This is a genomic window from Micromonospora sp. NBC_00821 (genome assembly GCF_036347035.1).
Classification (GTDB): Bacteria; Actinomycetota; Actinomycetes; order Mycobacteriales; family Micromonosporaceae; genus Micromonospora; species Micromonospora hortensis.
The window spans coordinates 7,022,187-7,045,732 of sequence record NZ_CP108880.1 but is presented as its reverse complement, the minus strand read 5'-3'; the positions used below and the strand labels follow the sequence as shown (position 1 = coordinate 7,045,732).

At 71.4% G+C, this 23,546-nt stretch carries 21 protein-coding genes; 15 read left to right on the top strand and 6 right to left on the bottom strand.

All coding sequences use genetic code 11. The features are described from left to right. Positions 1-70 precede the first annotated feature (70 nt). The gene (locus OHB44_RS32335) at positions 71-1,705 is read left to right on the top strand and encodes a hypothetical protein (protein WP_330439206.1); all 1,635 of its coding nucleotides are present in this window, start codon (positions 71-73) and stop codon (positions 1,703-1,705) included. Between the two features lie 18 nt (positions 1,706-1,723). On the opposite strand, the gene OHB44_RS32330 is transcribed toward OHB44_RS32335, so the two are convergent. The 3 genes from OHB44_RS32330 to OHB44_RS32320 all read right to left on the bottom strand — a co-directional run bounded on the left by OHB44_RS32330 (position 1,724) and on the right by OHB44_RS32320 (position 5,190). Next, positions 1,724-2,911 carry an NADH-quinone oxidoreductase subunit D gene (locus OHB44_RS32330; RefSeq protein WP_181539454.1) on the bottom strand — a complete coding sequence of 396 codons (1,188 nt, stop codon included), beginning with the start codon at positions 2,909-2,911 and terminating at the stop codon, positions 1,724-1,726. Next, entirely contained in the window at positions 2,908-4,209 is a 1,302-nt protein-coding gene (locus OHB44_RS32325) for an SAM-dependent methyltransferase (RefSeq protein ID WP_442932717.1), read from the bottom strand. Before OHB44_RS32325 ends, OHB44_RS32330 begins: the two co-directional genes overlap by 4 nt. Positions 4,210-4,281: 72 nt before the next feature. Next, positions 4,282-5,190 carry an SDR family oxidoreductase gene (locus OHB44_RS32320; protein WP_330439204.1) on the bottom strand — a complete coding sequence of 303 codons (909 nt, stop codon included), beginning with the start codon at positions 5,188-5,190 and terminating at the stop codon, positions 4,282-4,284. An 88-nt stretch (positions 5,191-5,278) separates the two neighbouring features. Here OHB44_RS32320 and OHB44_RS32315 point away from each other — a divergent pair, with 88 nt between their 5' ends. The 8 genes from OHB44_RS32315 to OHB44_RS32280 all read left to right on the top strand — a co-directional run bounded on the left by OHB44_RS32315 (position 5,279) and on the right by OHB44_RS32280 (position 12,872). Next, positions 5,279-5,884 carry a TetR family transcriptional regulator gene (locus OHB44_RS32315; protein WP_330439203.1) on the top strand — a complete coding sequence of 202 codons (606 nt, stop codon included), beginning with the start codon at positions 5,279-5,281 and terminating at the stop codon, positions 5,882-5,884. A 112-nt stretch (positions 5,885-5,996) separates the two neighbouring features. Further along, positions 5,997-6,971, top strand: coding sequence for a Rossmann-like and DUF2520 domain-containing protein (locus tag OHB44_RS32310; RefSeq protein WP_330439202.1), 975 nt, complete (start codon positions 5,997-5,999; stop codon positions 6,969-6,971). A 55-nt stretch (positions 6,972-7,026) separates the two neighbouring features. Further along, positions 7,027-7,875 carry a pantoate--beta-alanine ligase gene (gene panC / locus OHB44_RS32305; RefSeq protein WP_266304260.1) on the top strand — a complete coding sequence of 283 codons (849 nt, stop codon included), beginning with the start codon at positions 7,027-7,029 and terminating at the stop codon, positions 7,873-7,875. A gap of 43 nt (positions 7,876-7,918) precedes the next feature. Then, on the top strand, positions 7,919-8,347 hold the full coding sequence (panD, locus tag OHB44_RS32300) for an aspartate 1-decarboxylase (protein ID WP_030327945.1): 429 nt from the start codon (positions 7,919-7,921) through the stop codon (positions 8,345-8,347). 96 nt (positions 8,348-8,443) lie between these two features. After that, complete coding sequence (locus tag OHB44_RS32295) at positions 8,444-9,340, top strand: septum formation family protein (RefSeq protein WP_266304261.1); 897 nt, start codon at positions 8,444-8,446, stop codon at positions 9,338-9,340. Between the two features lie 108 nt (positions 9,341-9,448). Further along, positions 9,449-11,146: an L-aspartate oxidase gene (locus OHB44_RS32290; protein ID WP_238687020.1), complete on the top strand. Its 1,698-nt coding sequence runs from the start codon at positions 9,449-9,451 to the stop codon at positions 11,144-11,146. A 53-nt stretch (positions 11,147-11,199) separates the two neighbouring features. After that, positions 11,200-12,096, top strand: a complete 897-nt coding sequence (gene nadC / locus OHB44_RS32285) for a carboxylating nicotinate-nucleotide diphosphorylase (protein ID WP_330439201.1) — start codon at positions 11,200-11,202, stop codon at positions 12,094-12,096. A 17-nt stretch (positions 12,097-12,113) separates the two neighbouring features. Further along, positions 12,114-12,872, top strand: a complete 759-nt coding sequence (locus OHB44_RS32280) for a type III pantothenate kinase (protein ID WP_091403191.1) — start codon at positions 12,114-12,116, stop codon at positions 12,870-12,872. A gap of 36 nt (positions 12,873-12,908) precedes the next feature. Here the strand turns inward: OHB44_RS32280 and OHB44_RS32275 are convergent, their stop codons facing one another. Then, positions 12,909-13,649, bottom strand: coding sequence for a class I SAM-dependent methyltransferase (locus tag OHB44_RS32275; RefSeq protein ID WP_266304264.1), 741 nt, complete (start codon positions 13,647-13,649; stop codon positions 12,909-12,911). Positions 13,650-13,737: 88 nt separating this feature from the next. Here OHB44_RS32275 and lysS point away from each other — a divergent pair, with 88 nt between their 5' ends. The 3 genes from lysS to OHB44_RS32260 all read left to right on the top strand — a co-directional run bounded on the left by lysS (position 13,738) and on the right by OHB44_RS32260 (position 18,784). Continuing rightward, positions 13,738-15,246: a lysine--tRNA ligase gene (gene lysS / locus OHB44_RS32270; protein WP_238687016.1), complete on the top strand. Its 1,509-nt coding sequence runs from the start codon at positions 13,738-13,740 to the stop codon at positions 15,244-15,246. Between the two features lie 112 nt (positions 15,247-15,358). Continuing rightward, positions 15,359-15,703, top strand: coding sequence for a histone-like nucleoid-structuring protein Lsr2 (locus tag OHB44_RS32265; protein ID WP_036392792.1), 345 nt, complete (start codon positions 15,359-15,361; stop codon positions 15,701-15,703). 537 nt (positions 15,704-16,240) lie between these two features. Then, positions 16,241-18,784 carry an ATP-dependent Clp protease ATP-binding subunit gene (locus OHB44_RS32260; protein ID WP_238687015.1) on the top strand — a complete coding sequence of 848 codons (2,544 nt, stop codon included), beginning with the start codon at positions 16,241-16,243 and terminating at the stop codon, positions 18,782-18,784. A gap of 645 nt (positions 18,785-19,429) precedes the next feature. Here the strand turns inward: OHB44_RS32260 and OHB44_RS32255 are convergent. Beyond that, positions 19,430-20,341, bottom strand: a complete 912-nt coding sequence (locus tag OHB44_RS32255) for an A/G-specific adenine glycosylase (RefSeq protein WP_330439200.1) — start codon at positions 20,339-20,341, stop codon at positions 19,430-19,432. Between the two features lie 96 nt (positions 20,342-20,437). Here OHB44_RS32255 and OHB44_RS32250 point away from each other — a divergent pair, with 96 nt between their 5' ends. The 3 genes from OHB44_RS32250 (at position 20,438) to OHB44_RS32240 (ending at position 22,342) form a co-directional block, all read left to right on the top strand. Continuing rightward, positions 20,438-20,950 (top strand): glycine cleavage system protein R, encoded by a 513-nt coding sequence (locus OHB44_RS32250; protein ID WP_238687013.1) that lies wholly within the window; start codon positions 20,438-20,440, stop codon positions 20,948-20,950. Continuing rightward, positions 20,947-21,519 carry a peptide deformylase gene (locus tag OHB44_RS32245; RefSeq protein WP_238687012.1) on the top strand — a complete coding sequence of 191 codons (573 nt, stop codon included), beginning with the start codon at positions 20,947-20,949 and terminating at the stop codon, positions 21,517-21,519. Before OHB44_RS32250 ends, OHB44_RS32245 begins: the two co-directional genes overlap by 4 nt. 106 nt (positions 21,520-21,625) lie before the next feature. Continuing rightward, positions 21,626-22,342 (top strand): hypothetical protein, encoded by a 717-nt coding sequence (locus tag OHB44_RS32240; RefSeq protein WP_238687011.1) that lies wholly within the window; start codon positions 21,626-21,628, stop codon positions 22,340-22,342. Between the two features lie 6 nt (positions 22,343-22,348). Here the strand turns inward: OHB44_RS32240 and disA are convergent, their stop codons facing one another. Further along, positions 22,349-23,533 carry a DNA integrity scanning diadenylate cyclase DisA gene (gene disA / locus OHB44_RS32235; protein ID WP_030327921.1) on the bottom strand — a complete coding sequence of 395 codons (1,185 nt, stop codon included), beginning with the start codon at positions 23,531-23,533 and terminating at the stop codon, positions 22,349-22,351. Between the last annotated feature and the right edge of the window lie 13 nt (positions 23,534-23,546).

Here is a 23,546-nt window from a genome sequence, read left to right as displayed (position 1 = left end):
GGGCGGGGGCGTCCGCGCGTCCCGGGGACCCCGTTCCCTCCGGTGGATATCGTGGGTAGGCTGCACATCCATGCCAGCCCCGGCCACCTCTGACGCCCGGCGTCAACCACCGCTGCTGACCATGCTCTTCTGGGCGGGCGTCGCTCTCGCGCCGGTGGCGGCGCTGATCCTGCTGGTGGCCGACGGCAATGGCCCGCTGCGTTTCGCCGCGGTGCTCGCCATCCTCGCCGTGGTGCTGATCGGCCTCTCCATCGCGTTGCGGCCCGACGGTGAGGACGCCTCGGCGCGGACCGACGAGTTGTTTGACGAGATCGAGGAACTGCGTCGGGAGTTGCGCGGCGAGATCGTGGCCGCCGCCCAGCGCGGTAACCAGGCGCTCGACCAGGCGCAACGGGCCTACGAGGGGATCGCCGCGGTGCGCCGCCGTCTCGACGCCAGCGGTGCCGCCCTCGCCGGTGCCGCCCCCGCCGTCGAACCGGCGGGCGCCGGGCGGGCGCGGGTGTCCGCCGTCGAGCCGCCGGTGGACGACACGCCCGTGGTCCGTTCCCGGGGCGACGCGTCGGCCGGCCGCGTCCGGGTGTCCAGCCCCGACGACGCGTCCCGTTGGGGGCGCCCCGAGCACCCGGACGACGACGAGCCGGCGTACGCCCGGGAGGCCCCCGAGCCGCCGGCCCCCGCCGGGACGTACGGCGGGGAGCGGCCGGCCCCCACCGCGTACGGCTCAGCTCGCCCCCGGGAACACGACCGCCCCGAGGCTGCGCATCGGCCGGGCGGCGTGGTCCGACACACCGAGACCGTGCACGTCACCACCCGGCACACAGTGGTGGACGGCGGCCCGGCCGAGCCGGCCGGGCGCTACGGCGGCGGGTACGCCGGTCAGTGGACCCCACCCGCGCAGGAGTGGAACCGGGGCGGCGACGTCGATCAGCCCTCTCGCCCGTCCGGGAGGGCGAGGAGCGAGCCGGAGCAGCACCCCAGGGCCGGGTACGGCGACGAGCCGGGCTGGACGGGCCGCCGCGACGAACCGGAGTGGACGGATCGGCGCGACGCGTACGCCCAGCCCGACGAGCCGGCCCCAACCGCCCGGTCACACCGCACCCCGGAGAGGCCGGCGGCGGAATCCTGGGACAGTCCTGACGATCGGGGCTGGTCGGAGCAGCGTGACCGGGCGGGCGCCCCGGCAGCGCAGGCCGGGCCGCCGCTGCGGGCCGACGACACCGGCGAGTACTGGTCGCAGTTGCGGGGCGGTGACCGGTGGGCTGCCGTCCGCGACGACGAGAACGGTCGCGAGGTGCGGGTCGGCGAGCGTCGGGCCGAGGTGCACGCCGACGCCACCGGCACCGAGTACCGAGTGGCCGACCGCTGGGCCGCCGTCCGTCACGAGGAGCCGCGCCGCCACGAGGAGCCGCGCCGTCACGAGGAGCCGCGCCGCCACGAGGAGCCGCGCCGCTACGAGGACGCCGGCCGGTATGACGAGCCGCGCCGCCACGACGATGGTCGGCGGGCCGAGCCGGGACGGCCCGCGCTGCCGGTGGGCGGTGTGCCGGTGCCGGACGAGTGGCGCCCGCCACGCCAACGCGGCCACCAGGCGGAACCCGAGCCGGAACGGACCGGCCGGCGACGGGTCGACGAGCGCTACGGCTACCCGCCGCAGGACGACGTACCGCGTGCCGGCGGTGCGCCACCCGCCGACCGCTGGCGGTGACCGGTCAGGCGACCCGGGTCACTTGTCGATGTCGCCGACCACGAAGAACATCGAGCCGAGGATCGCGATCAGATCCGGGACCAGGCAGCCGGGGAGCAGAGTGGCCAACGCCTGCACGTTCGCGTACGAGGCGGTACGCAGCTTCAACCGCCACGGCGTCTTCTCACCCCGCGACACAAGGTAGTAGCCGTTGATGCCGAGCGGGTTCTCCGTCCAGGCGTACGTGTGCCCCTCCGGCGCCTTGAGTACCTTCGGTAGCCGCGTGTTGATCGGCCCGGTCAGCCGGTCCACCCGGTCGAGGCACTGCTCGGCAAGGTCCAGTGACGCGTACACCTGGTCGAGCAGCACCTCGAAACGGGCGTGGCAGTCCCCGGCGGTCTTGGTGACCACCGGAACGTCCAGCTCGTCGTAGGCCAGGTAGGGGTCGTCGCGGCGCAGGTCCAGGTCGAGCCCCGAGGCCCGGGCCACCGGGCCGGACGCGCCGAACGCAGCGGCGTCCGCGGCGGACAGCACGCCCACGCCGACGGTACGGGCCAGGAAGATCTCGTTACGCCGGATCAGGTGGTCCAGGTCGGGTAACCGCCGGCGTACCTCGCCGATCGCCGCCCGGGCCCGCCCGGTCCACCCGTAGGGCACCTCTTCCTTGAGGCCACCCACCCGGTTGAACATGTAGTGGATCCGGCCGCCGGAGACCTCCTCCATCACCGCCTGGATGGTCTCGCGTTCCCGGAAGGCGTAGAAGATCGGCGTGATCGCCCCGATCTCCAACGGGTACGAGCCGAGGAACATCAGGTGGTTCAGCACCCGGTTCAGCTCCGCGAGGGCCATCCGCAGCCAGGTGGCCCGCTCCGGCACCTCCATGCCCATCAGGCGTTCCACAGCGAGCACCACACCCAGCTCGTTGGAGAACGCCGAGAGCCAGTCGTGCCGGTTGGCCAGCACGATGATCTGCCGGTAGTCACGCACCTCGAAGAGCTTCTCCGCGCCCCGGTGCATGTAACCGACGATCGGTTCGCAGGCGACCACTCGCTCGCCGTCGAGCACCAGCTTCAACCGCAGCACACCATGGGTGGAGGGGTGCTGCGGCCCGATGTTCAGCACCATGTCGGTGCCGAGCTGCTGATCGCCGGTGCCGGCGATCAGCCCGGCCCCGGTGCCGACGGTCAGTTCACGAAGGTCCCCGGCGTCGGTGGTCATGCCCGTCATCGTGCCACGGCCGGCCCGAGCGGGATGCCGACCGGCTGGCGCAACCACCAGTGCCCGCCGAGGCCGGCCGGGTCGGTCAGCTCGGCCACCGCCGACGCGGTGGCCAGCGCCCGCACGTACCCGACCGGGTCGGTGCCGGCCAGGCTGAGCGGCGGTCGCCCGCCGTCGGCCCCGAGCGCCCGCAGCGCCTCACGCTGCAAGACCAGGGAGTACGCGCACCGGGCGACCGCCGCACCAGCGGAGGCCACCGAGTCCATTGCCACGTGTGCTGTGACATCACTCGACCCGTCGGGCACGGGGGGCACCTGCCGCCCACCCCGGTACCCGGTCAACGTCCCGTCGACCGGTCTGCTCTCCCGCAGGTGCCCGTAGTCGACCGCGACCGCCAGCCCTCGCTCGATCTTTGTTAACGCCTGCGCCCAGGCTTCGTCTCTCGAGCGGCCGATCTCGGCTCGTCGGTAGTCACTGCTGGGGGTTTCGGGGCAGCCCGGCCGGCTCCGGGCGGTCAGGCTTGATCCCTGCGCCGACCGGGCTGCCCAGAAACCCGACTCGCTACCGCTGGTCACGTCGGCCCAGCTCATCCCCGGGTTTGGGGCACGGTCCGTGCTGGGTGCGGTCTCGGGGCTGGGCCACCACTTCGTCAGCCAATCATGATCAGCCGGGCTGACCGGCTCACCAACTGATTCGGCACCGTTGTCGGGGTCGACGAGCAGGTATCGCCAGCCGTCCTCGGTGTGTACCGCCACGTCCAGCGGGACGTTGTCCAGCCACTCGGTGGCCAGCAGCACTCCGGTGATTCCGGCGGGGATCTCGGCTGTCCAGGTGATCTCTTCGGGCAGGTTCTCGGGGCGGTCCGCGTACTCGACGGCTGTGAAGCGCACGCGGTCCGCGAGCGGCGGGCGGGCGGCGACCGACGACGGCTCGTCGGGCGACCGACGGACGGAGGCCGTGGGAGTCAGGGTTTCCGGGGAGCCCGCCCGCGGAGGGATCAAGCCTGACCGCCCGGGGCGGGTGGGCTCCCCGGAAACCCCCACCGCAACCACGATGGCGTCCCCAGACGCGACGAGCCCGAGCAGGCTTTGCAGCAGTTCCCCACGCCCAGCCCCGACGTCGACCACGTCGAGCCGGTCAGGGTGACCGAGGGCAGCGTCCACCTCTGTGATCAGGCGCAGCAGGGCGGTGGCGAAGGCGGGGGACGCGTGCACGCTGGTGCGGAAGTGGTCGGCCGGCCCGGTACCGCTAACGAAGAAGCCGCCCGGGCCGTAGAGCGCCCGACTCATCGCGTCTCGCCACAGGATCGGCATCAGTCCACTCCGAGTTGAGCGTGGGTCACAGTGCCGACCCTACGGTCAGGGCCGCCGTTCGTTGGTTCACGCCTGGAAGTAGTGCCCCTCGTCCAGGTCGGCGATCAGGCCGGGGCGGGCAGGGGCCCAGCCCAGCAGTTCGCGTGTGATCGCGGACGACGTCGGATTGTCCATCTGGGCGAACGCTCCGAGGAAGCCGAAGTAGTCGTCTGCCTCGTCGGGGCCGATGCTCCGGACCGGGATGTCGAGGCTGCGGCCGATGGCGGTGGCGATCTGCTGGAAGGGGACTCCTTCGTCGGCTGCTGCGTGCAGGCGCGTGCCGGCCGGGGCCTTTTCGAGGGCCAGACGGTAGAGCTCTGCCGCGTCGAGCGTGTGCACGGCAGGCCACCGGTTGGCGCCGTCGCCGACGTATGCGGCGTACCCGTTCTGCCGGGCGGTGGCGATGATGGCGGTGATGAAGCCGTAGCGGTCGAGCGAGCTGTGCACCGTGGGCGCGAGCCGGACGATGGAGGAGCGCACACCGCGAGAGGCAAGGTCGACTACGAAATTCTCCGCGTCGATCCGGTAGCCGCTTGGGAAGGCGTCGCGTTCGGTCCCGGGGCGGCCGACGATGCCGCCCATCGCGAGCATGGCCGTCCCGCTCGTGCCGACCAGGGGTTTGCCGGAGCCGCCCAACCCGTCGGCGAGTGCCGTGAGGGCGTCCAGGTCGGCCTCGGCTGCGCCGGCCAGGTCGCCGTTGAGCATGAGGTCGTGGCGGAACGCCAGGTGGATGACCCCGTCGGAGGCGGCCGCCTCGTCGCGAAGCAGGTCGAGGTCGGACAGGTCGCCGCGGCGGGCCTCAGCGCCGAGCTTCTCGATCGCGGCGGCGGACGTTTCGGAGCGGGCCAGACCGACGACCTCATGTCCGGCGGAGAGCAGTGCCGGCACGACTGCGGAGCCGAGATGGCCGGAGGCGCCTGTGACGAATACGCGCATTGTGGTTCCTTCGCGGGTAGGGGCAATGTCACCTTGCGACATGACCGTACCTCGCGATGTCGCTATGTGACATGGCTCGGGGAAAATAATGTCGCAGCGTGACATCGGATACCATCGCCCCATGGCTCGCTGGCAACCAGACGCGCGCGGCCGCTTGGAAGCGGCTGCTTTCGAGTTGTTCCGCGAGCGCGGCTTCGAGCAGACCACTGTCGCCGACATCGCCGCCCATGCCGGCCTCGACAAACGCACCTTCTACCGGCTCTTCGGCGACAAGCGTGAGGCTCTCTTCAGCGGCAGCGAGCGCGTGGAGGAGGCCCTCGTCAAGGTGGTGGCCGAAACGGACGCCGCCCCCTTCGAGGCGGTCATCGCCGCCTTCCGTCAGATGGCGGTGGACATCTTCGCCGACCGCCGTGAGCTGGTCCGGATGCGCCATTCGATCATTGAGAGCAGCCCGGAGCTGCAGGAGCGCGAACTGCGCAAGACGGGCGCACTGCTGGCCGCCGTCAGCGCAGCCCTCCGCGCCAAGGGCCTCGACGAGACCACGGCCACGCTGGCCACCGAGTCGGGTGGCACGGTCTTCCGCGTGGCGTACGCCCGCTGGGTCGCGCCCGACGGCGACGCCTCGCTCGCCGACCTGATCGATGAGGTGGCCACGGAGCTCCGCGCGATCACGTCCGCTCCGGGAAGGCGTTGACGAGGGCCTTCCGGCGGTGGTGAAGGTTTTCACACATGCTTGTCCGGGTTCGGTAGGCCGGGCGCATACTTGCGATCGACCGGTACCCCTTCTCGAGGACTGGATCGTCGTCATGAGCGCACCGTTGCGCCCGCGTCCGGCCGGCCCGCACGGGCCCGCCGCCTCGTGGGATAGCGCCGTTCCCGGCGCCCGCGCCACCTCCCGTCTGCTCACCGTCGGTGTCGTTGGCGCCGGTCGGGTCGGCGCGGTGCTGGGCGCCGCGCTCGCCGCCGCCGGGCACCCTGTGGTCGCCGTCTCCGGCAACTCCGGAGCCAGCCGCGCCCGCCTCGCCCTGCTGTTGCCCGACGTCCCTCGCCGCCCGGTCACCGCCGTGGCCCACGCCGCCGCCGACCTGCTGCTGATCGCGGTGCCGGACGACAAACTGGCCGCTGTGGTGACCGACCTCGCCGAGCGGGGCGCGCTGCATCCGGGCCAGATCATCGCGCACACCTCGGGAGCGCACGGCCTGGCCGTGCTGGCGCCGGCCGTCGCGGCCGGCGCCCGGCCGCTCGCCCTGCACCCCGCGATGACCTTCACCGGTACGCCGGACGACCTGGCCCGGCTGGACGGCATCTCGTACGGGGTGACCGCCCCGGCCGAGTTGCGCCCGCTGGCTGCCCGGCTGGTCGCCGACCTCGGTGGCGTGCCCGAGTGGGTGGCCGAGTCGGACCGCCCGCTCTACCACGCCGCGCTGGCCCACGGCGCTAACCACCTGGTGACCCTGGTCAACGAGGCGACCGACCGGTTGCGCGACGCCGGGGTGTCCCGGCCGGAGAAGGTGCTCGCCCCGCTGCTGCGGGCCGCCCTGGAGAACGCGCTGCGGCTCGGCGACGACGCGTTGACCGGCCCGGTCTCCCGCGGCGACGCGGGCACCGTGCAGCGGCACCTGGCCCGGTTGGCGGCCACCGCACCGGAGTCCGTCCCCGCGTACCTGGCGTTGGCCCGTCGTACCGCCGACCGGGCGATCGCCGCCGGTCGGCTGCGGCCGGTGGACGCACAGTCGCTGCTCGGCGTGCTGGCCGACAGCGGTCGGGAGGTGGCTGCGTGAGCGTGAGGAGTGAGCCGATCTTGCGAGCCCCGCAGTCGCGAACCGAGGTGTCGCTGTGACACGGGTGGTGCACACGCGCGCCGAGTTGGCCGAGGCCCGGGCCGGGCTGAAGGGCACTGTCGGGGTGGTGATGACAATGGGCGCGCTGCACTCCGGGCACGAGACGTTGCTGCGCGCGGCCCGGGAACAGGCCGACCACGTGCTGGTTACGGTCTTCGTGAACCCGTTGCAGTTCGGGCCGAACGAGGACTTCGACCGCTACCCGCGCACCCTCGACGCCGACCTTGAGGTGTGCCGGCGGGCGGGCGCCGACCTGGTCTTCGCCCCGTCGGTGGCGGACATGTACCCGGACGGTCAGCCCCGCGTACGCCTCGATCCGGGCCCGCTCGGCGCCGAGTTGGAGGGGGCGAGCCGCCCCGGCTTCTTCCACGGGGTGCTCACTGTGGTGCTGAAGCTGCTCCAGCTCACCCGGCCGGACCTGACCTTCTTCGGCGAGAAGGACTACCAGCAGCTCACCCTGGTCCGGCGGATGACCCGCGACCTGGACGTGCCGGTCGAGGTGGTCGGCGTGCCGACGGTCCGGGAGCCGGATGGGCTGGCTCTCTCCAGCCGCAACCGTTACCTGAGCGAGCCGGAGCGGGCCGCCGCGCTGAGTCTGTCCGCCGCGCTGCGGGCCGGGGCGCAAGCCGCCGACGACGGCCTGGACGCGGGCGCGGTGCTGACCGCCGCGCACGCCGCGTTCGGTGCCGGTACGCCCGGTGCCCGCCTCGACTACCTGGTGCTCACCGATCCCGAGTTGGAACCGGGGCCGGTGGCCGGGCCGGCCCGGCTGGTGATCGCCGCCTGGGTGGGCGCCACCCGGTTGATCGACAACGCGGCGATCCACCTCGCCCCGCGTCCCTGACCCGGCCGTACCACCCCCACCGATACCGCGAAAGGCCACTTCGATGTTGCGGACCATGCTCAAGTCGAAGATCCACCGAGCCACTGTGACCCAGGCCGACCTGCACTACGTCGGATCGGTGACTGTGGACGAGGATCTGCTCGACGCCGCCGACCTGCTCCCCGGCGAGCAGGTGGCGATCGTGGACATCACCAATGGCGCCCGGCTGGAGACGTACGTGATCCCGGGCGAGCGGGGCAGTGGCGTGATCGGCATCAACGGCGCCGCCGCGCACCTGGTGCACCCCGGCGACCTGGTCATCCTGATCTCGTACGGGCAGATGGACGACGCCGAGGCCCGGTCCTACCGGCCACGGGTCGTGCACGTCGACGCCGACAACCGGGTCATCGAGTTGGGTGCCGACCCGGCTGCGGCGGCGCCCGGCACGGCCGGGAACCCGGTGCCCAGCCCGCTGGCCGTGTCCGGAGTCTGATCCCGCGTACCGCGATTCCGGTCTGTCACCAGAAGGTCATTTCCGGTTACCCTGGGCACGCTGGCGGAAGCCGGTCGGTGGCTGGGGGAGGCCGCGATGCGCCGTGCCAGAACGACCCTGTTCGCCGCTGTTGTCGCGGCGGCGCTGCTGGTGGGCTGTGCCGGGTCCGGCGGCCTGGACGGTGATCTGACCGATGACTGGGCGGCGTTGCCGGCACCGTCGGCGTTCACCCCGGCCGCCGGTGTGTGTCACGCCGCCGATTTCACCGATCTGGTCAGCCTGGCCAGCTATGAGCCGGTGGACTGCGCCGGGCCGCACCGTCTGGAGACCGTGCACGTGGGGGCTTTCCCGGCCGAGCGGACGGTCGCTCCGGCGGGTGGTTCGGCCGAGCTGCGGGGTGCGTTCGCCGAGTGCGACACCCGGGCGACCGGCTATGTGGGTGACGACTGGCGGTCCGGCCGGCTGCGGCTGTCAGTGGCGCTGCCCAACGGGCCGGGGTGGGCGGCGGGTTCCCGGTGGTTCCGCTGCGACCTCACTGAGCTGACCACTGTCGAGGCGGCGGCCACAGTGGTGGTCCGGTCGGGCAGTCTGCGGGACGCGTTGAAGGGCCCCAGCGGGTTGCGCCTCGGTTGCCAGCAGACCCGCGGTGGCGCCGGCCGGGGTGTGCAGACGCTGACCCCGGTGGAGTGCGGCAAACAGCACGACGCCGAGTTCGTCGGGGTGTGGCGCGCACCGGACCTGGCGTACCCGACCCGGGACGCCGACTGGCTGCCGCTCTACACGGGTTGTCGCACCGTCCTGGCCCGGTACGCGGGCGTACCGGACGACGCCAAGCTGCGCTTCCGCAGCGGTGTGGTGGTCCGTCCTCCGGGAGCGGGGCGCTGGAAGGTCGGTGATCGGGGCGTCCGCTGCTATTTGTGGCTCAGCGACCGTACGGTGACCGCCTCGCTGAAGGGCGCCGGCCCGGCTGGTCTGCCGGTCCGGACGAAGTGACCACTGCCTGACGGTCGGCGCGGCGCGGCGCGCGCCGGACGGGGTCGCCCAAAACACTCGTCCCGCCCCCGCCGCCCCGGGCGAGGATGGTTCGGGTTGACTGGGGGGATGGACCTCCCGACCGTCGACCTGCCTGCCCTGCCCGCGCTGCTGGCCGCGCCCGCGCCCGGCTGGGTGGAGACCACCGACGTGATCGTGGTGGGCTCCGGCGTGGCCGGGTTGACCGCGGCGCTGCACCTGCGTGAGGCCGGTCTGCACGTCACTGTGGTCACCAAGGTCAACATTGACGACGGCTCGACGCGGTGGGCGCAGGGCGGCATCGCCGCCGTGCTCGACCCGGCCGACACCCCGGCGGCGCATGCCCGGGACACCGAGGTCGCCGGGGTCGGGCTGTGCGACCCGGCGGCGGTCCGGGTGCTGGTCGAGGAGGGCCCGACCCGGCTCCGTGAGCTGATGCGGATCGGCGCCGAGTTCGATCGTCACCCGGACGGCTCGCTGATGCTGACCCGTGAGGGCGGGCACCGGGCGGACCGGATCGTGCACGCCGGCGGCGACGCCACCGGCGCGGAGGTGCAGCGGGCCCTGCACGCCGCTGTGCAGCGCGACCCGTGGATCCGGCTGGTCGAGCACGCCCTCGTGCTGGATCTCCTGCGGGCGCCCGGCGACGGCCCGGACGGGCTGGGCCCGGCCTGCGGGATCACCCTGCACGTGTTGGGTGAGGGCAGCGAGGACGGCGTCGGCGCGCTGCTGGCCCGTGCCGTGGTGCTCGCCACCGGCGGCATGGGGCAGATCTTCTCGGCCACCACCAACCCGGCGGTCTCGACCGGGGACGGGGTGGCGCTGGCGCTGCGGGCCGGTGCGGCGGTGACCGACGTGGAGTTCGTCCAGTTCCATCCGACCGCCCTGATCACCCCGTCCGGCGCGGGCGTGCCCGGGGCGGGGCACGCGCAGCAGCCACTGGTCTCGGAGGCGTTGCGCGGCGAGGGCGCGTACCTGGTGGACGCGGACGGCAAGAGGTTCATGGTGGGCCAGCACGAGTTGGCTGAGCTGGCACCCCGGGACGTGGTGGCCAAGGGCATCCACCGGGTGCTGCTGGCCACCGGCGCGGACCACGTCTTCCTCGACGCACGGCATCTGGGCGGTGACTTCCTGGCCGGTCGGTTCCCCACCATCGTGGCGTCCTGCCTGGCGATCGGCGTGGACCCGGCGACCGATCTGATCCCGGTGGCACCGGCTGCCCACTACGCCTCCGGCGGGGTCCGCACCGATCTGCGCGGCCGTACCTCCATCCCGGGCCTGTACGCCTGTGGCGAGGTCGCCTGCACCGGCGTGCACGGCGCGAACCGGCTGGCCAGCAACTCGCTGCTGGAGGGTCTGGTCTTCTCCCGGCGGATCGCCGAGGACATCGCTGCCGGCCTGCCCGAGCAGGCCCAGCCGGCGGAGACCGGCGCGTGGCGTGGCGGGACGGGCTGGGTGCTGCCCGCGGAGGTGACGCCGACCCTGCAACGGGCGATGACCCGGGGGGCCGGGGTGCTCCGATCCGCGGCGACGCTGGCCGAGACGGCCGGGACGTTGACCGAGCTGGGCGTTGCCCGGGGCCGGCCGCGGACCGCCGACTGGGAGGCGACGAACCTGCTCACCGTGGCGTCGACGCTGGTTGCCGCCGCGTACGCCCGTGGTGAGACCCGGGGCTGCCACTGGCGGGAGGACTTCCCGACGGCCGACGAACGGTGGCTGGGCCATCTGGTCGGGGCGGTCGGGGCGCAGGGCCGGGTGACGCAACAGTGGGAGGGAAATTCACAGTGAGCGCGAGGAGCGAGCCGGTCTTGCGAGCCCCGCAGTCGCGAACGGAGATGGCAATGATCGAGTCGACGGAGACGGCGTTGCGGGCGGCCGGGCTGGATCCGGCGCACGTCCGGCAGGTGATCGAGGGCGCGCTGGTCGAGGATCTGGGCCCGGATTTCCTGGACGTCACAAGCGTGGCCACCATCCCGGCGGAACAGACCGACACCGCCGACCTGGTGGCCCGAGCGGATGGGGTGTTGGCCGGGATGGCGGTGGCCGCCGCCGTGTTCGAGCTGGTGGGCGAGGTGACTGGCTTCGGTCGTACCGTCGAGGTGTCGGTGCTGGCCCGCGACGGCGAGCGGGTGGCCCGCGGCGACGTGCTGGCGACGGTGACCGGCCCGACCCGGCTGCTGCTGACGGCCGAGCGGACGGCGCTCAACCTGCTCTGCCGGATGTCCGGGGTGGCCACCCACACCCGCGCCTGGGCGGACGCGCTGGCCGGCTCGAAGGCGATGGTGCTGGACACCCGCAAGACGACGCCGGGCCTGCGGGCGCTGGAGAAGTACGCGGTGCGGGCCGGCGGCGGCACCAACAAGCGGATGGGCCTCTACGACGTGGCCATGATCAAGGACAACCACAAGCTGGCGGCCGGCGGCATCACTGCGGCCTACCGGCGGGTCCGGGAGGCGTTCCCGGAGGTGCCGGTGCAGGTCGAGGTGACCACTGTCGACGAAGCGGTGGAGGCGGTGGAGGCCGGTGCGAACTTTCTGCTCTGCGACAACATGACGCCGGAGGTGCTGGCCGGGGCGGTGGCCGCTGTGGGTGACCGGGCGGAGTTGGAGGCGACCGGCGGGCTGACCCTGGAGGTGGCCGGCCGGTACGCGGCCACCGGCGTGGACTTCCTCTCGGTGGGGGCGCTGACGCACTCGTCGCCGATCCTGGACATCGCGCTGGACCTGCGCACGGAGTAGTTGTCTAGGCTGCGTGCGTGCTGCTCTGCATCGACATCGGAAACACCAACACCGTGCTGGCGACCTTCGACGGCGACAAGCTGGTGCACTCCTGGCGGATCAAGACCGATGCCCGCTCGACGGCGGACGAGCTGGGCCTGATGTTCCGGGGTCTGCTCGCCGGGGACAACGTTGAGATCACCGGTGTGGCCGCCTGTTCCACGGTGCCGGCCGCGCTGCGGTCGCTGCGCACCATGCTCAGTCGTTACTACGCCGACCTGCCCAGCGTCGTGGTCGAGCCGGGGGTGCGGACCGGGGTGCAGTTGGCGATCGACAACCCGAAGGAGGTCGGCGCCGACCGGGTGGTGAACACCCTGGCCGCGTACACCCTCTACGGCGGTCCGTCGATCGTGGTGGACTTCGGCACCACCACCAACTTCGACGTGATCAGCGAGCGCGGTGAGTTCCTCGGCGGCGCGTTCGCCCCGGGCATCGAGATCTCCTTCGACGCGCTGGCGGCCCGGGCCGCGCAGCTGCGCAAGGTCGAGGCCACCAAGCCCCGTTCGGTGATCGGCAAGAACACCGTGGAGTGCCTCCAGGCCGGCCTGTACTTCGGCTTCGCCGGACAGGTGGACCGGATCGTCGAGCGGATGACCGAGGAGTTGGGCGAGGTGCGGGCGGTGATCGCCACCGGCGGCCTCGCCTCCCTGGTGATCAACGAGTGTCGCAGCATCACCCACCACGAGCCGATGATCACCTTGATCGGTCTGCGGATGGTCTACGACCGCAACCTGTGACCCCGGCCGCCGTCGGGCGCCGGCCTCGTGCGGGCGTCAGCGTCGCCGGGCGCGCAGCACCAACGTCCGGTACGGCAGCTCGATGGCGTCCCGGCCAGCCAGGGCGGGGTGGGTGTCCAGGAGTTCGGTCAGTTCCCGCTCGACCCGCCGCTGATCGTCGGTGGAGGCGGTGAGCCAGTACGAGCGGGTGCGGACCATGCCGAGCACCTCGTCCCGCGTGAGCGTGGTGCGGTGCGTGAACTCGCGCTTGTCGACGGCGTCGAACGCGGGGCCGAAGTCGGGGTGCTCGCCGAAGAGCTGGCTGGTCGACTTGTCCCCGAAGTGGGCGATGCGACCCAGCTCCGCCACCCAGTCGACGCTGCCGTCCCGGATGTTCCAGATGGGGGCGAAGGTGCCGCCGGGGCGGAGCACCCGGGCGATCTCGGCGTGCGCGGGCTCCCGGTCGAACCAGTGGTACGCCGTCCCGACCAGCACCGCGTCCGCCGTCGAGTCGGGCAGCGGCATGGCCTCGGCGCTGCCCGCCAGGGCCGTCGTGCCCGGGGTGCTGGCAGCGAGCTGCGCCCGCATCCCCGGATCGGGCTCGACCGGTACGACTTCGTGACCCACTGCCAGCACAGCGCGGGTCAGGATGCCGGTGCCCGCGGCGAGGTCGACCACCCGGGCTTCGCTCAGCCCGTCGAGTGCCCACCGGACCGCAGCCTCGGGATAACGTGGCCGAAACCGGTCGTAATCACTCGCGGCGGCACCGAACGACAGGGCGTGAGTGTGATCGACCATGACGGGCAGGTTATCCCGTAACGGCCTCCGGGCCGCTTGAGTACGCTCGGGCCTGACCCCCTGTATCTCCGTGACGAGGAAGCGTGCCGTGACCGAGCAGAACCCCGTGCCAGTGGACCCCGCCGACGACCTTCCCGAGCAGATGAAGGTCCGCCGGGAGAAGCGGGACCGGATGCTCGCCGAGGGCGTTGAGCCCTACCCGGTCGGCTTTCCCCGCACCACCACCCTGGCGCAGGTCCGGTCGGCCTACGCCGACCTGCCCACCGACACCGCCACCGGCGACCAGGTCGCCGTCACCGGCCGGGTGATCTTCGTCCGCAACACGGGCAAGCTCTGCTTCGCCACCCTCCGGGACGGCGACGGCACCGAGTTGCAGGCGATGCTCTCCCTGGACCGGGTCGGGCCGGAGCGGCTGGAGGCGTGGAAGCGCCTCGTCGACCTCGGCGACCACGTCGGCGTCACCGGCGAGGTGATCACCAGCCGTCGGGGTGAGCTGTCGGTGCTGGCCCAGCAGTGGGAAATGACCGCCAAGGCGCTGCGACCGTTGCCGGTGGCCCACAAGCCCCTCTCCGAGGAGGCGCGCGTCCGGCAGCGTTACGTCGACCTGATCGTCCGGCCGCAGGCACGGGAGATGGTGCGCACCCGGGCCGCCGCGGTACGCAGTCTGCGCGATTCACTGCACGGGCAGGGCTTCATCGAGGTGGAAACGCCGATGTTGCAACTGCTGCATGGCGGAGCGACGGCCCGACCGTTCGTGACCCACAGCAATGCGTTGAACACCGATCTGTATCTGCGAATCGCTCCGGAACTGTTTCTCAAGCGCGCTGTGGTCGGCGGCGTCGACCGCGTCTTCGAGATCAACCGCAACTTCCGTAATGAGGGTGTCGACTCTTCGCACTCGCCGGAGTTCGCGATGCTGGAGACGTACCAGGCGTACGGCGACTACGACACGATCGGCGAGCTGACCCGTAATCTCGTGCAACAGGCGGCGATCGCGGTCAGCGGCTCGACGGTGGTGACCCATGCCGACGGGCGGGAGTTCGACCTGGGTGGCGAGTGGCGGTCCGTGACGTTGTTCGGTGTGCTTTCCGAAGCGCTGGGCGAGGAGGTCACCGTCCGTACCGAACGGTCCCGTCTGGTGGAGTACGCGGACAAGGTGGGATTGGCCGTGGACCCGAAGTGGGGCTCGGGCAAGCTGGCCGAGGAACTGTTCGAGGAACTGGTCGTCCCCGGCCTGCAGGCGCCCACCTTCGTGCGGGACTACCCGGAGGAGACCAGCCCGCTGACCCGGGCGCACCGCAGCGAGCCGGGGCTGGCCGAGAAGTGGGACCTGTACGTGCTCGGCTTCGAGCTGGGCACCGGGTACTCCGAGCTGGTCGACCCGATCGTGCAGCGCGAGCGACTGGTCGCCCAGGCCCAGTTGGCCGCCCGTGGCGACGACGAGGCGATGCGGCTCGACGAGGACTTTCTTCGGGCGATGGAGTATGGAATGCCGCCGGCCGGCGGTATGGGAATGGGAATCGACAGGCTCTTGATGGCCCTGACCGGCCTCGGAATTCGGGAAACGATCCTCTTCCCGTTGGTCCGCCAGGAGTAGTCCCGTCCGGGCGTACGCCGAGCCGTAACCGGATCCTATTGACGCGACGAGCGGCGCGCGGGTTATTGTGCTCTCGTTAGCAGGAGCACCCTGCTCGAAAGGAATGTGGGACGTGGCCAAGCAGATCATTCACAAGCTGGTCGATGACCTGGACGGCGGGGACGCGGACGAGACCGTCAAGTTCGCCCTCGACGGCGTTCAGTACGAGATCGACCTGTCGAGCGCCAACGCCGCGAAATTGCGCGATGCATTTGCGTCGTACGTGGGCGCTGGCACCAAGGTCGGCCGGGGTGGTGTCGTGATCGGTGGGCGGGCTGCCCGCGGTCGGGGTGGCGCGACCGCCGATCGGGAACAGAACAAGGCGATCCGGGAGTGGGCCAAGAAGGCCGGCAAGGACATCTCGGACCGGGGTCGTATCCCGCAGGAGATCGTGGACGAGTTCCACGCGAAGCGCTGATCCGTCAGCAGCTTGGTGGCCAGCCGCCACCGCAGGCGACACCGACGCCGGGCCGGAGGAGTCCTCCGGGCCGGCGTCGCCGTATCCGGGCGCGGTCGTCGTGCCCGTTCGGGGCGGCGTCTCGTGCCGGTCCGGGGCCGGGAAGCATTCCGCGCCAACCGACGTTGTCCACAACCAGTGGAACAGCCATCCACAGCCTGTGGACAACCTTCCCCAGGGGCCCGGCGCGGCACTCGTCGCGACCGCCGGTTCGCCCTCCAGGGCCTTCCGGAGCGCTTCCGGACCCCCGATCGGGCTTCCGTCGACCCAGTCGGATTTCGCTCTGCGCGTAGCGACAGGGCTACCGGAACACCTCCTGAGCGCGGACGGTTGTTCAAAACGACGTGGAACCGACCCAGAGCAGAGACACACGACCTCAGCTGAGTCGGTCGGCGACGATAGAGTAAGGAGGCACGGACGCCCGTCCTGGACGTTCGTGCACCGGCCCCGCCAAGATCTTGACCATCAAGGCGCACGGCACGTGAGGAGCACGAGGGCATGTTCGAGCGGTTCACCGACCGAGCGCGACGGGTTGTCGTCCTGGCCCAAGAAGAGGCCCGGATGCTCAACCACAACTACATCGGTACGGAACACATCCTGCTGGGCCTGATCCACGAAGGTGAAGGCGTCGCGGCAAAGGCCCTGGAGAGCCTCGGCATCTCCCTGGAGGGCGTCCGCCAGCAGGTCGAGGAGATCATCGGCCAGGGCCAGCAGGCGCCGAGCGGGCACATCCCGTTCACGCCGCGGGCCAAGAAGGTGCTGGAGCTGTCGCTGCGCGAGGCGCTGCAGCTCGGCCACAACTACATCGGCACTGAGCACATCCTGCTCGGGCTGATCCGTGAGGGCGAGGGCGTCGCCGCCCAGGTGCTGGTCAAGCTCGGCGCCGACCTCAACCGGGTCCGCCAGCAGGTGATCCAGCTGCTCTCCGGCTACCAGGGCAAGGAGCCTGCCGCGGCGGGCGCCGCGCCGGGTGAGGCCGCGCCGTCGACCAGCCTGGTGCTGGACCAGTTCGGCCGCAACCTGACTCAGGCCGCCCGCGAGGGCAAGCTCGACCCGGTCATCGGGCGCGAGAAGGAAATCGAGCGGGTCATGCAGGTGCTCTCCCGCCGTACCAAGAACAACCCGGTCCTGATCGGTGAGCCCGGCGTCGGCAAGACCGCCGTGGTGGAGGGCCTGTCCCAGAAGATCATCAAGGGCGAGGTGCCCGAGACCCTCAAGGACAAGCAGCTCTACACGCTCGACCTGGGCGCGCTCGTCGCTGGTTCCCGCTACCGCGGTGACTTCGAGGAGCGCCTCAAGAAGGTGCTCAAGGAGATCCGCACCCGCGGCGACATCATCCTGTTCATCGACGAGATCCACACCCTGGTGGGTGCGGGTGCCGCCGAGGGCGCGATCGACGCCGCGAGCATCCTCAAGCCGATGTTGGCCCGTGGTGAGCTGCAGACCATCGGTGCCACCACGCTCGACGAGTACCGCAAGCACCTGGAGAAGGACGCCGCTCTCGAGCGCCGCTTCCAGCCGATCCAGGTGGGTGAGCCGTCGCTGGCCCACACCATCGAGATCCTCAAGGGCCTGCGGGACCGCTACGAGGCTCACCACCGCGTCTCGATCACGGATGCCGCTCTCGTGGCTGCCGCGACCCTGGCCGACCGGTACATCTCCGACCGCTTCCTCCCGGACAAGGCGATCGACCTGATCGACGAGGCCGGTGCCCGGATGCGGATCCGTCGGATGACCGCGCCGCCAGACCTGCGTGACTTCGACGAGCGCATCGCCCAGGTGCGTCGCGACAAGGAGTCCGCGATCGACGCGCAGGACTTCGAGCGCGCCGCCCAGTTGCGCGACAAGGAGAAGCAGCTCCTCGGGCAGAAGGCTCAGCGGGAGAAGGAGTGGAAGGCCGGTGACCTGGACGTCGTCAGCGAGGTTGACGACGAGCAGATCGCCGAGGTGCTCGGCAACTGGACTGGCATCCCGGTCTACAAGCTGACCGAGGAGGAGACCTCGCGCCTGCTGCGCATGGAGGACGAGCTGCACAAGCGCGTCATCGGCCAGGAGGACGCGGTCAAGGCGGTCTCGAAGGCGATCCGGCGTACCCGGGCCGGCCTGAAGGACCCGAAGCGCCCGTCGGGCTCGTTCATCTTCGCCGGCCCGTCCGGTGTCGGTAAGACCGAGCTGTCCAAGGCGCTCGCCGAGTTCCTCTTCGGCAGCGAGGACTCCCTCATCCAGCTGGACATGTCCGAGTTCCACGACCGTTACACGGTCTCCCGGCTCGTGGGTGCCCCTCCCGGCTACGTCGGCTACGACGAGGGCGGGCAGCTGACCGAGAAGGTGCGGCGTCGGCCGTTCTCGGTGGTCCTCTTCGACGAGATCGAGAAGGCCCACCCGGACGTGTTCAACACGCTCCTGCAGATCCTCGAAGACGGTCGGCTCACCGACGGTCAGGGTCGGATCGTGGACTTCAAGAACACGGTCATCATCCTGACCACCAACCTGGGCACCCGTGACGTCGCCAAGGCGGTGTCGCTGGGCTTCCAGCAGTCGGAGGACTCCGAGTCCAACTACGACCGGATGAAGCAGAAGGTCAACGACGAGCTCAAGCAGCACTTCCGGCCTGAGTTCCTCAACCGGATCGACGACACCATCGTCTTCCACCAGCTGCGCCAGACCGAGATCCTCTCGATCGTGGACATCATGATCCAGCGGATCGAGGGCCAGCTGCGGAACAAGGACATGGGTCTGGAGCTGACCGACAACGCCAAGAAGTACCTGGCCGCGAAGGGCTTCGACCCGGTGCTCGGTGCCCGTCCGCTTCGTCGCACGATTCAGCGCGACATCGAGGACAACCTCTCCGAGCGGATCCTGTTCAACGAGCTGACCCCGGGTCAGATCGTCGTGGTGGACTGCGAGGGCGACCCGGACGACATCGACAATTCCAAGCTCGTCTTCCGGGGCTCGGACAAGCCGGTCGAAGTTCCGGACGCCGTCCCGGCCGATCTCGGTGGCACTGCCGCTGGCACCGCCGCCGCGGGAGTGGACGAGTAGCACAACCAGCAAGGGGCGGGGCCCCGGTGGCGCAAGCCACCGGGGCCCCGCCTTTGTTGCGCCCCAATCACCTCGCCGGCCCCTGCTCCTGCTCTCCCGGCCAGCCTCGGCGTCGCACCCCGCCCGCACCCCGCCCGCACCCCGCCCCGCCCGCACCGCGCCCGGACCCCGCCCCGACGCACCCCGCCCGCACCGCGCCCGCACCGCGCCCGCACCGCGCCCGCACCCCGCCCCGCCCGCACCCCGCCCGCCCGCTTGCGGCGCTCTCACGCTGCCGCGCCCGGCAAGATCCCCGCAACATCAGGGAAAGTGCTGCCTCGCGTCGTCCGGAGGCAGCACTTTCCCTGATGTTGCGGCGCGTATTGGTGGGGAAGGGCGAGCTTGCCGGCGGCCTCGCTCCCGTGGAGGCCTCGGCCCTCAAGATCGCGCTACATCCTTGATGTAGTGGCATCCGATGCGCCCGACACCACTACATCCAGGATCGAGCGCGATCTTGGTGTGGAAGGGCGCCGATCGGCCGGCCTTCGCGCGTGGCGCGTGGCGCGTGGCCCGTCGGGCCTCGGGCGTGGGGCGGCGTGTGGGCGTGCGGCCGTGGGTCGGCGTGTGGGCGTGCGGCCGTGGGTCGGCGCGCAGGATGCGCGGGGGTCAGGTGGTGAGGTCCGCGGTTGGCAGGGACGGGCCGTCACCGACCAGGCGGAAGGAGTCGGTGCCGGCGGCTTCGACCAGCCCGTCCTGCACCAGCCCGGCGAGGGCGCGGGCGCGTTGCACGTCGTCGGTCCAGACCTGGTCCAACCGCTGGTGTGGGACCGGGCCGGTGCTCTCCCGGAGCACTCCGAGCAGTAGACCGCGGACCTGTCGGTCGGTGCCCGCGTACCGCTGGGGTCGGCGGGTCGGCCCGGCCGGCGCCTCCTGGCCGGACGCCCGCCAGGCGCAGACCGACTCGACGGGGCAGGCGGTGCAGCGCGGTGACCGGGCTGTGCAGATCACCGCGCCCAGTTCCATGAACGCGGCGCTGGCCAAGGCCGCTGCGGCCGGCTCAGTCGGGAGTAGTTCTTCGGTGGCGACGAGGTCCGCCGGTCGGGTGACAGGCCCGGCGTCCGGTTCGCCGGCCACCGCCCGGCATACGACTCTGCGTACGTTGGTGTCGACGACGGGGTGCCGCTGTCCGTATGCGAAGGCGGCGACCGCCCGCGCTGTGTACGTGCCGACGCCGGGCAGTGCGAGCAGTTGCTCCAGCCGGTCCGGCACCTGGCCGCCGTGCCGGTCCACGATCGCGACAGCGCATTCGCGTAGGCGGACCGCCCGACGGGGGTAGCCGAGGCGTCCCCACATTCGGATGGCCTCGGCTGGCGTGTCCGCTGCCAACGCGGCTGGCTCCGGCCAGCGGGCCAGCCACGCCTGCCAGGCCGGCACCACCCGGACCACGGGTGTCTGCTGGAGCATGACCTCACTGACCAGGATGGCCCACGGGGTGACGCCGGGCTCGCGCCACGGCAGGTCACGGGCGTGCTGCTGGAACCACCGGCTGACCACGGTGGCGAAGTCGGGTTGAGTCATGGCGTCGTCGATGATGTCACGCCCGGCGTTCCCGTTGGGTGGGCGGCTCGGGCGGGGTGCCACGTCCTCGTTCGGCGGACGGGGGAGAATGCGCGGATGAACGAGCTCGCGATCACCGTCATCGGTCGGGACCGGCCGGGCATCGTTGCCGACGTCGCGGAGGTGCTGGCCCGACTGGGCGCGAACCTCACCGACAGCACGATGACGCGGCTGCGGGGGCATTTCGCGATGACCCTCATCTGTACCGGCCCGGCCGCCGCCGAGGTCGAGGCCGCACTGGCGTCGCTGGCCGCCGAGGGTCAGCTGCTGGCGACGGTACGCGCGGTCACCCCGGACGGCGATGTTCCTCCGGTGGGTGAGCCGTACGTGATGGCGGTGCACGGTTCGGACCGGATGGGGATCGTCGCGGCGATGACGCGGGTGCTGGTGGATGCCGGGGGGAATGTCACCGACCTGAGTACCCGGTTGACCGGTGCGCTCTATGTGGTCCTGGCGGAGGTCGAGTTGCCGGCCGGTGTGGCGGACACTGTGCTCGACCGGCTGCACCGGACGGCTGCCGAGCTGGGCGTGGAGGTCACTCTCCGGCCGGCGGACCCGGACCTGTTGTGAACGGCGAGGAGCGTGGGCCGGAGGTCGGCCTGGGGGAGTGGACACCGGAGTCGCTGGACGTGCCGGGTGAGGTGCGGGCGGTGGTGTCGGCCCCGCATCCGGTGCTGAGTCGGGCCGCCGACGAGGTCGACCCCACGGCGAAGGAGACTGTCCAACTCGCCGCCGACCTGATAGCCACGATGAAGGTCTCGCCGGGCTGCGTCGGGCTGGCCGCGCCGCAGGTCGGGGTGGGCGCTCGGGTCTTCGCCGTCGACGTGACCGGGCACCCGAAGGCGGTGACGGTGCACGGCACCTTCGTGTTGTGCAATGCGCGCGTGGTCGAGGCGACGCGGTGGAAGCCGGGCCGGGAGGGCTGCATGTCGGTGCCGGACCTGACCGGGGACGTGAAGCGGGCCAGCCGGCTGGTGGTGGAGGGTGACCTGCCGGGCAGCGGCGTGCCGGTCCGGCTGGTGACCGACGGCTTCGAGGCTCGGGCGTTGCAGCACGAGATCGACCACTGCGCGGGGCTACTCTTCCTGGACCGGGTGGCCGGTGCGCACGCGGTCTATCAGCGCAAGGTCTACCTGTGATCGGGTGCCGGGCCGTCCTCAATGGAGGGTGGCGCGGGCGCCTCGGAGTGGCTCCGGCGCGTCGCGCCGCACTGCCGGGTACGGCGCGGCTACGGTGGAGGGCATCATGCGTCTGACGGTCGGCCCCCTGCCACCCGCCGTGTACTGGCGGCGTCGCGCCGTCGTACTCGGAGCGGGGTTCCTGTTCCTGATTGTCCTGCTCTACTCCTGTACCGGTTCGGGTCGTTCCGGCGACAAGGAGCCGAAGGCGGGAGGTTCGCCGTCGGCGACATCGGCCGCGACATCAGGTCCCGCTGGGCCGGTGCTGACACCGCAGACCGGCGGTCCTTCGTCGTCCGCGTCCGCTGATTCGGGTGCGACGAGTCCGAGCCCGGCGATCACCAGCAACACACCGCCGCTGGGCGCGGCGGCCGGTTCGGAGGACGACGGCGCCTGCACCGACGAGGAGATCAGCGTGGTCTCGTCGGCGAGCCCGACCTCTGTTCAGCGGGGCGCTGTGGTCGAGCTGCAACTGCGGATCAAGAACACGTCGGACCGGACGTGCAGCCGCAACGTCGGCGCCGACCTCCAGGAGATCTTCATCAAGTCCGGGGCCGAGAAGGTCTGGTCGTCGGACACCTGCGGCAAGGTCGAGGGCTCGGACGTGCAGTCCTTCACGCCGAATTTCGAGCGCTCCTACCAGGTGCCGTGGAACGGGCGGGACACCAGCCGCTGTGACGGCGCGCTCGCCAACGGGCCGTTCCCGCCGGCCGGGTCGTACCAGGTGTTCGCTCGGGTCGGCACGAAGCTCAGCGACCCGGTGAAGCTCACCGTCACCGGCTGAGCCGGGTCAGACGTAGCGTTCCAGGATGGATGCCTCGGCAAGCCGGGACAGCCCCTCACGGACGCCACGGGCCCGAGCGTCGCCGACCCCTTCGACGGCCTGCAGGTCCTCCACTGTCGCGCCGAGCAGACGCTGGAGGCTGCCGAAGTGCAGCACCAGGCGATCGACCACCGCCACCGGCAGCCGGGGGACCTTGGCCAGCAGTCGGAAGCCGCGCGGGCTGACCGCGGCGTCGAGCGCGTCGGACGCGGCCGGGTAGCCGATCGCCTTGGCCACCGACACCAGGTCGATCAGCTCGGTGGCACCGAGCAGGTCCAGCTCGACGAGAGCCTCGTCCAGCGTGCGCGACTTGCGGCCGACGGGGAGGTAGTCCCGGATGACCAGCGTCCGGTCGGCGTCCACGCCGGCCATCAGCTCGTCGAGTTGGAGGGCGAGCAGGCGGCCGTCGGTGCCAAGCTCCACCACGTAGCCGGCGATCTCGTCGGCGATCCGGCGAACCATCTCCAGTCGCTGCACCACTGCCACCGCGTCCCGCACGGTGACCAGATCCTCGATCTCCAGGGCGGAGAGCGTGCCGGAGACCTCGTCCAGCCGGAGCTTGTAGCGCTCCAGGGTGGCGAGCGCCTGGTTGGCGCGGGAGAGGATGGCCGCCGAGTCGTCGAGCACGTGCCGTTGGCCGTTGACGTAGAGGCTGATGATCCGCATGGACTGGCTGACCGAGATGACCGGATAGCCGGTCTGGCGGGCCACCCGCTCGGCGGTGCGGTGCCGGGTGCCGGACTCTTCCGTCGGGATGGACGGGTCGGGCATCAGGTGCACTGCCGCCCGGACGATCCTGGTGCCGTCGCTGGAGAGCACGACAGCGCCGTCCATCTTGCACAGCTCGCGCACGCGGGTCGCGGAGAACTCCACGTCCAGCGGGAAGCCGCCGGTGCAGAGGCCCTCGACCACCTTGTCGTAGCCGAGCACGATGAGCGCGCCCGTGCGACCCCGCAGGATGCGCTCCAGACCGTCGCGCAGGGCGGTGCCCGGGGCCATCAGGGCGAGATTGGCGCGTAGCGGATCTCCGGCGCTCCCGGCGGCTCCCGCAGTCACGCTCACGCTGATCGGGCGGGCGGGCGAGCCCACGGCGCCGGTGCGGGCCTGGGGCGGCGCGCCGGCTGGCTTGGTGGTATCGCGGTCGATCGGCACGGGCACAGTCTAC

Bases quoted from the DNA above. Each gene is read 5' to 3' on its own strand.
- OHB44_RS32335 (WP_330439206.1), top strand. From the start codon at position 71: ATGCCAGCCCCGGCCACCTCTGACGCCCGGCGTCAACCACCGCTGCTG.
- OHB44_RS32330 (WP_181539454.1), bottom strand. From the start codon at position 2,911: ATGACGGGCATGACCACCGACGCCGGGGACCTTCGTGAACTGACCGTC.
- OHB44_RS32320 (WP_330439204.1), bottom strand. From the start codon at position 5,190: ATGCGCGTATTCGTCACAGGCGCCTCCGGCCATCTCGGCTCCGCAGTC.
- OHB44_RS32315 (WP_330439203.1), top strand. From the start codon at position 5,279: ATGTCGCAGCGTGACATCGGATACCATCGCCCCATGGCTCGCTGGCAA.
- OHB44_RS32310 (WP_330439202.1), top strand. From the start codon at position 5,997: ATGAGCGCACCGTTGCGCCCGCGTCCGGCCGGCCCGCACGGGCCCGCC.
- panD (WP_030327945.1), top strand. From the start codon at position 7,919: ATGTTGCGGACCATGCTCAAGTCGAAGATCCACCGAGCCACTGTGACC.
- OHB44_RS32295 (WP_266304261.1), top strand. From the start codon at position 8,444: ATGCGCCGTGCCAGAACGACCCTGTTCGCCGCTGTTGTCGCGGCGGCG.
- OHB44_RS32290 (WP_238687020.1), top strand. From the start codon at position 9,449: ATGGACCTCCCGACCGTCGACCTGCCTGCCCTGCCCGCGCTGCTGGCC.
- nadC (WP_330439201.1), top strand. From the start codon at position 11,200: ATGATCGAGTCGACGGAGACGGCGTTGCGGGCGGCCGGGCTGGATCCG.
- OHB44_RS32275 (WP_266304264.1), bottom strand. From the start codon at position 13,649: ATGGTCGATCACACTCACGCCCTGTCGTTCGGTGCCGCCGCGAGTGAT.
- OHB44_RS32260 (WP_238687015.1), top strand. From the start codon at position 16,241: ATGTTCGAGCGGTTCACCGACCGAGCGCGACGGGTTGTCGTCCTGGCC.
- OHB44_RS32255 (WP_330439200.1), bottom strand. From the start codon at position 20,341: ATGACTCAACCCGACTTCGCCACCGTGGTCAGCCGGTGGTTCCAGCAG.
- OHB44_RS32250 (WP_238687013.1), top strand. From the start codon at position 20,438: ATGAACGAGCTCGCGATCACCGTCATCGGTCGGGACCGGCCGGGCATC.
- OHB44_RS32240 (WP_238687011.1), top strand. From the start codon at position 21,626: ATGCGTCTGACGGTCGGCCCCCTGCCACCCGCCGTGTACTGGCGGCGT.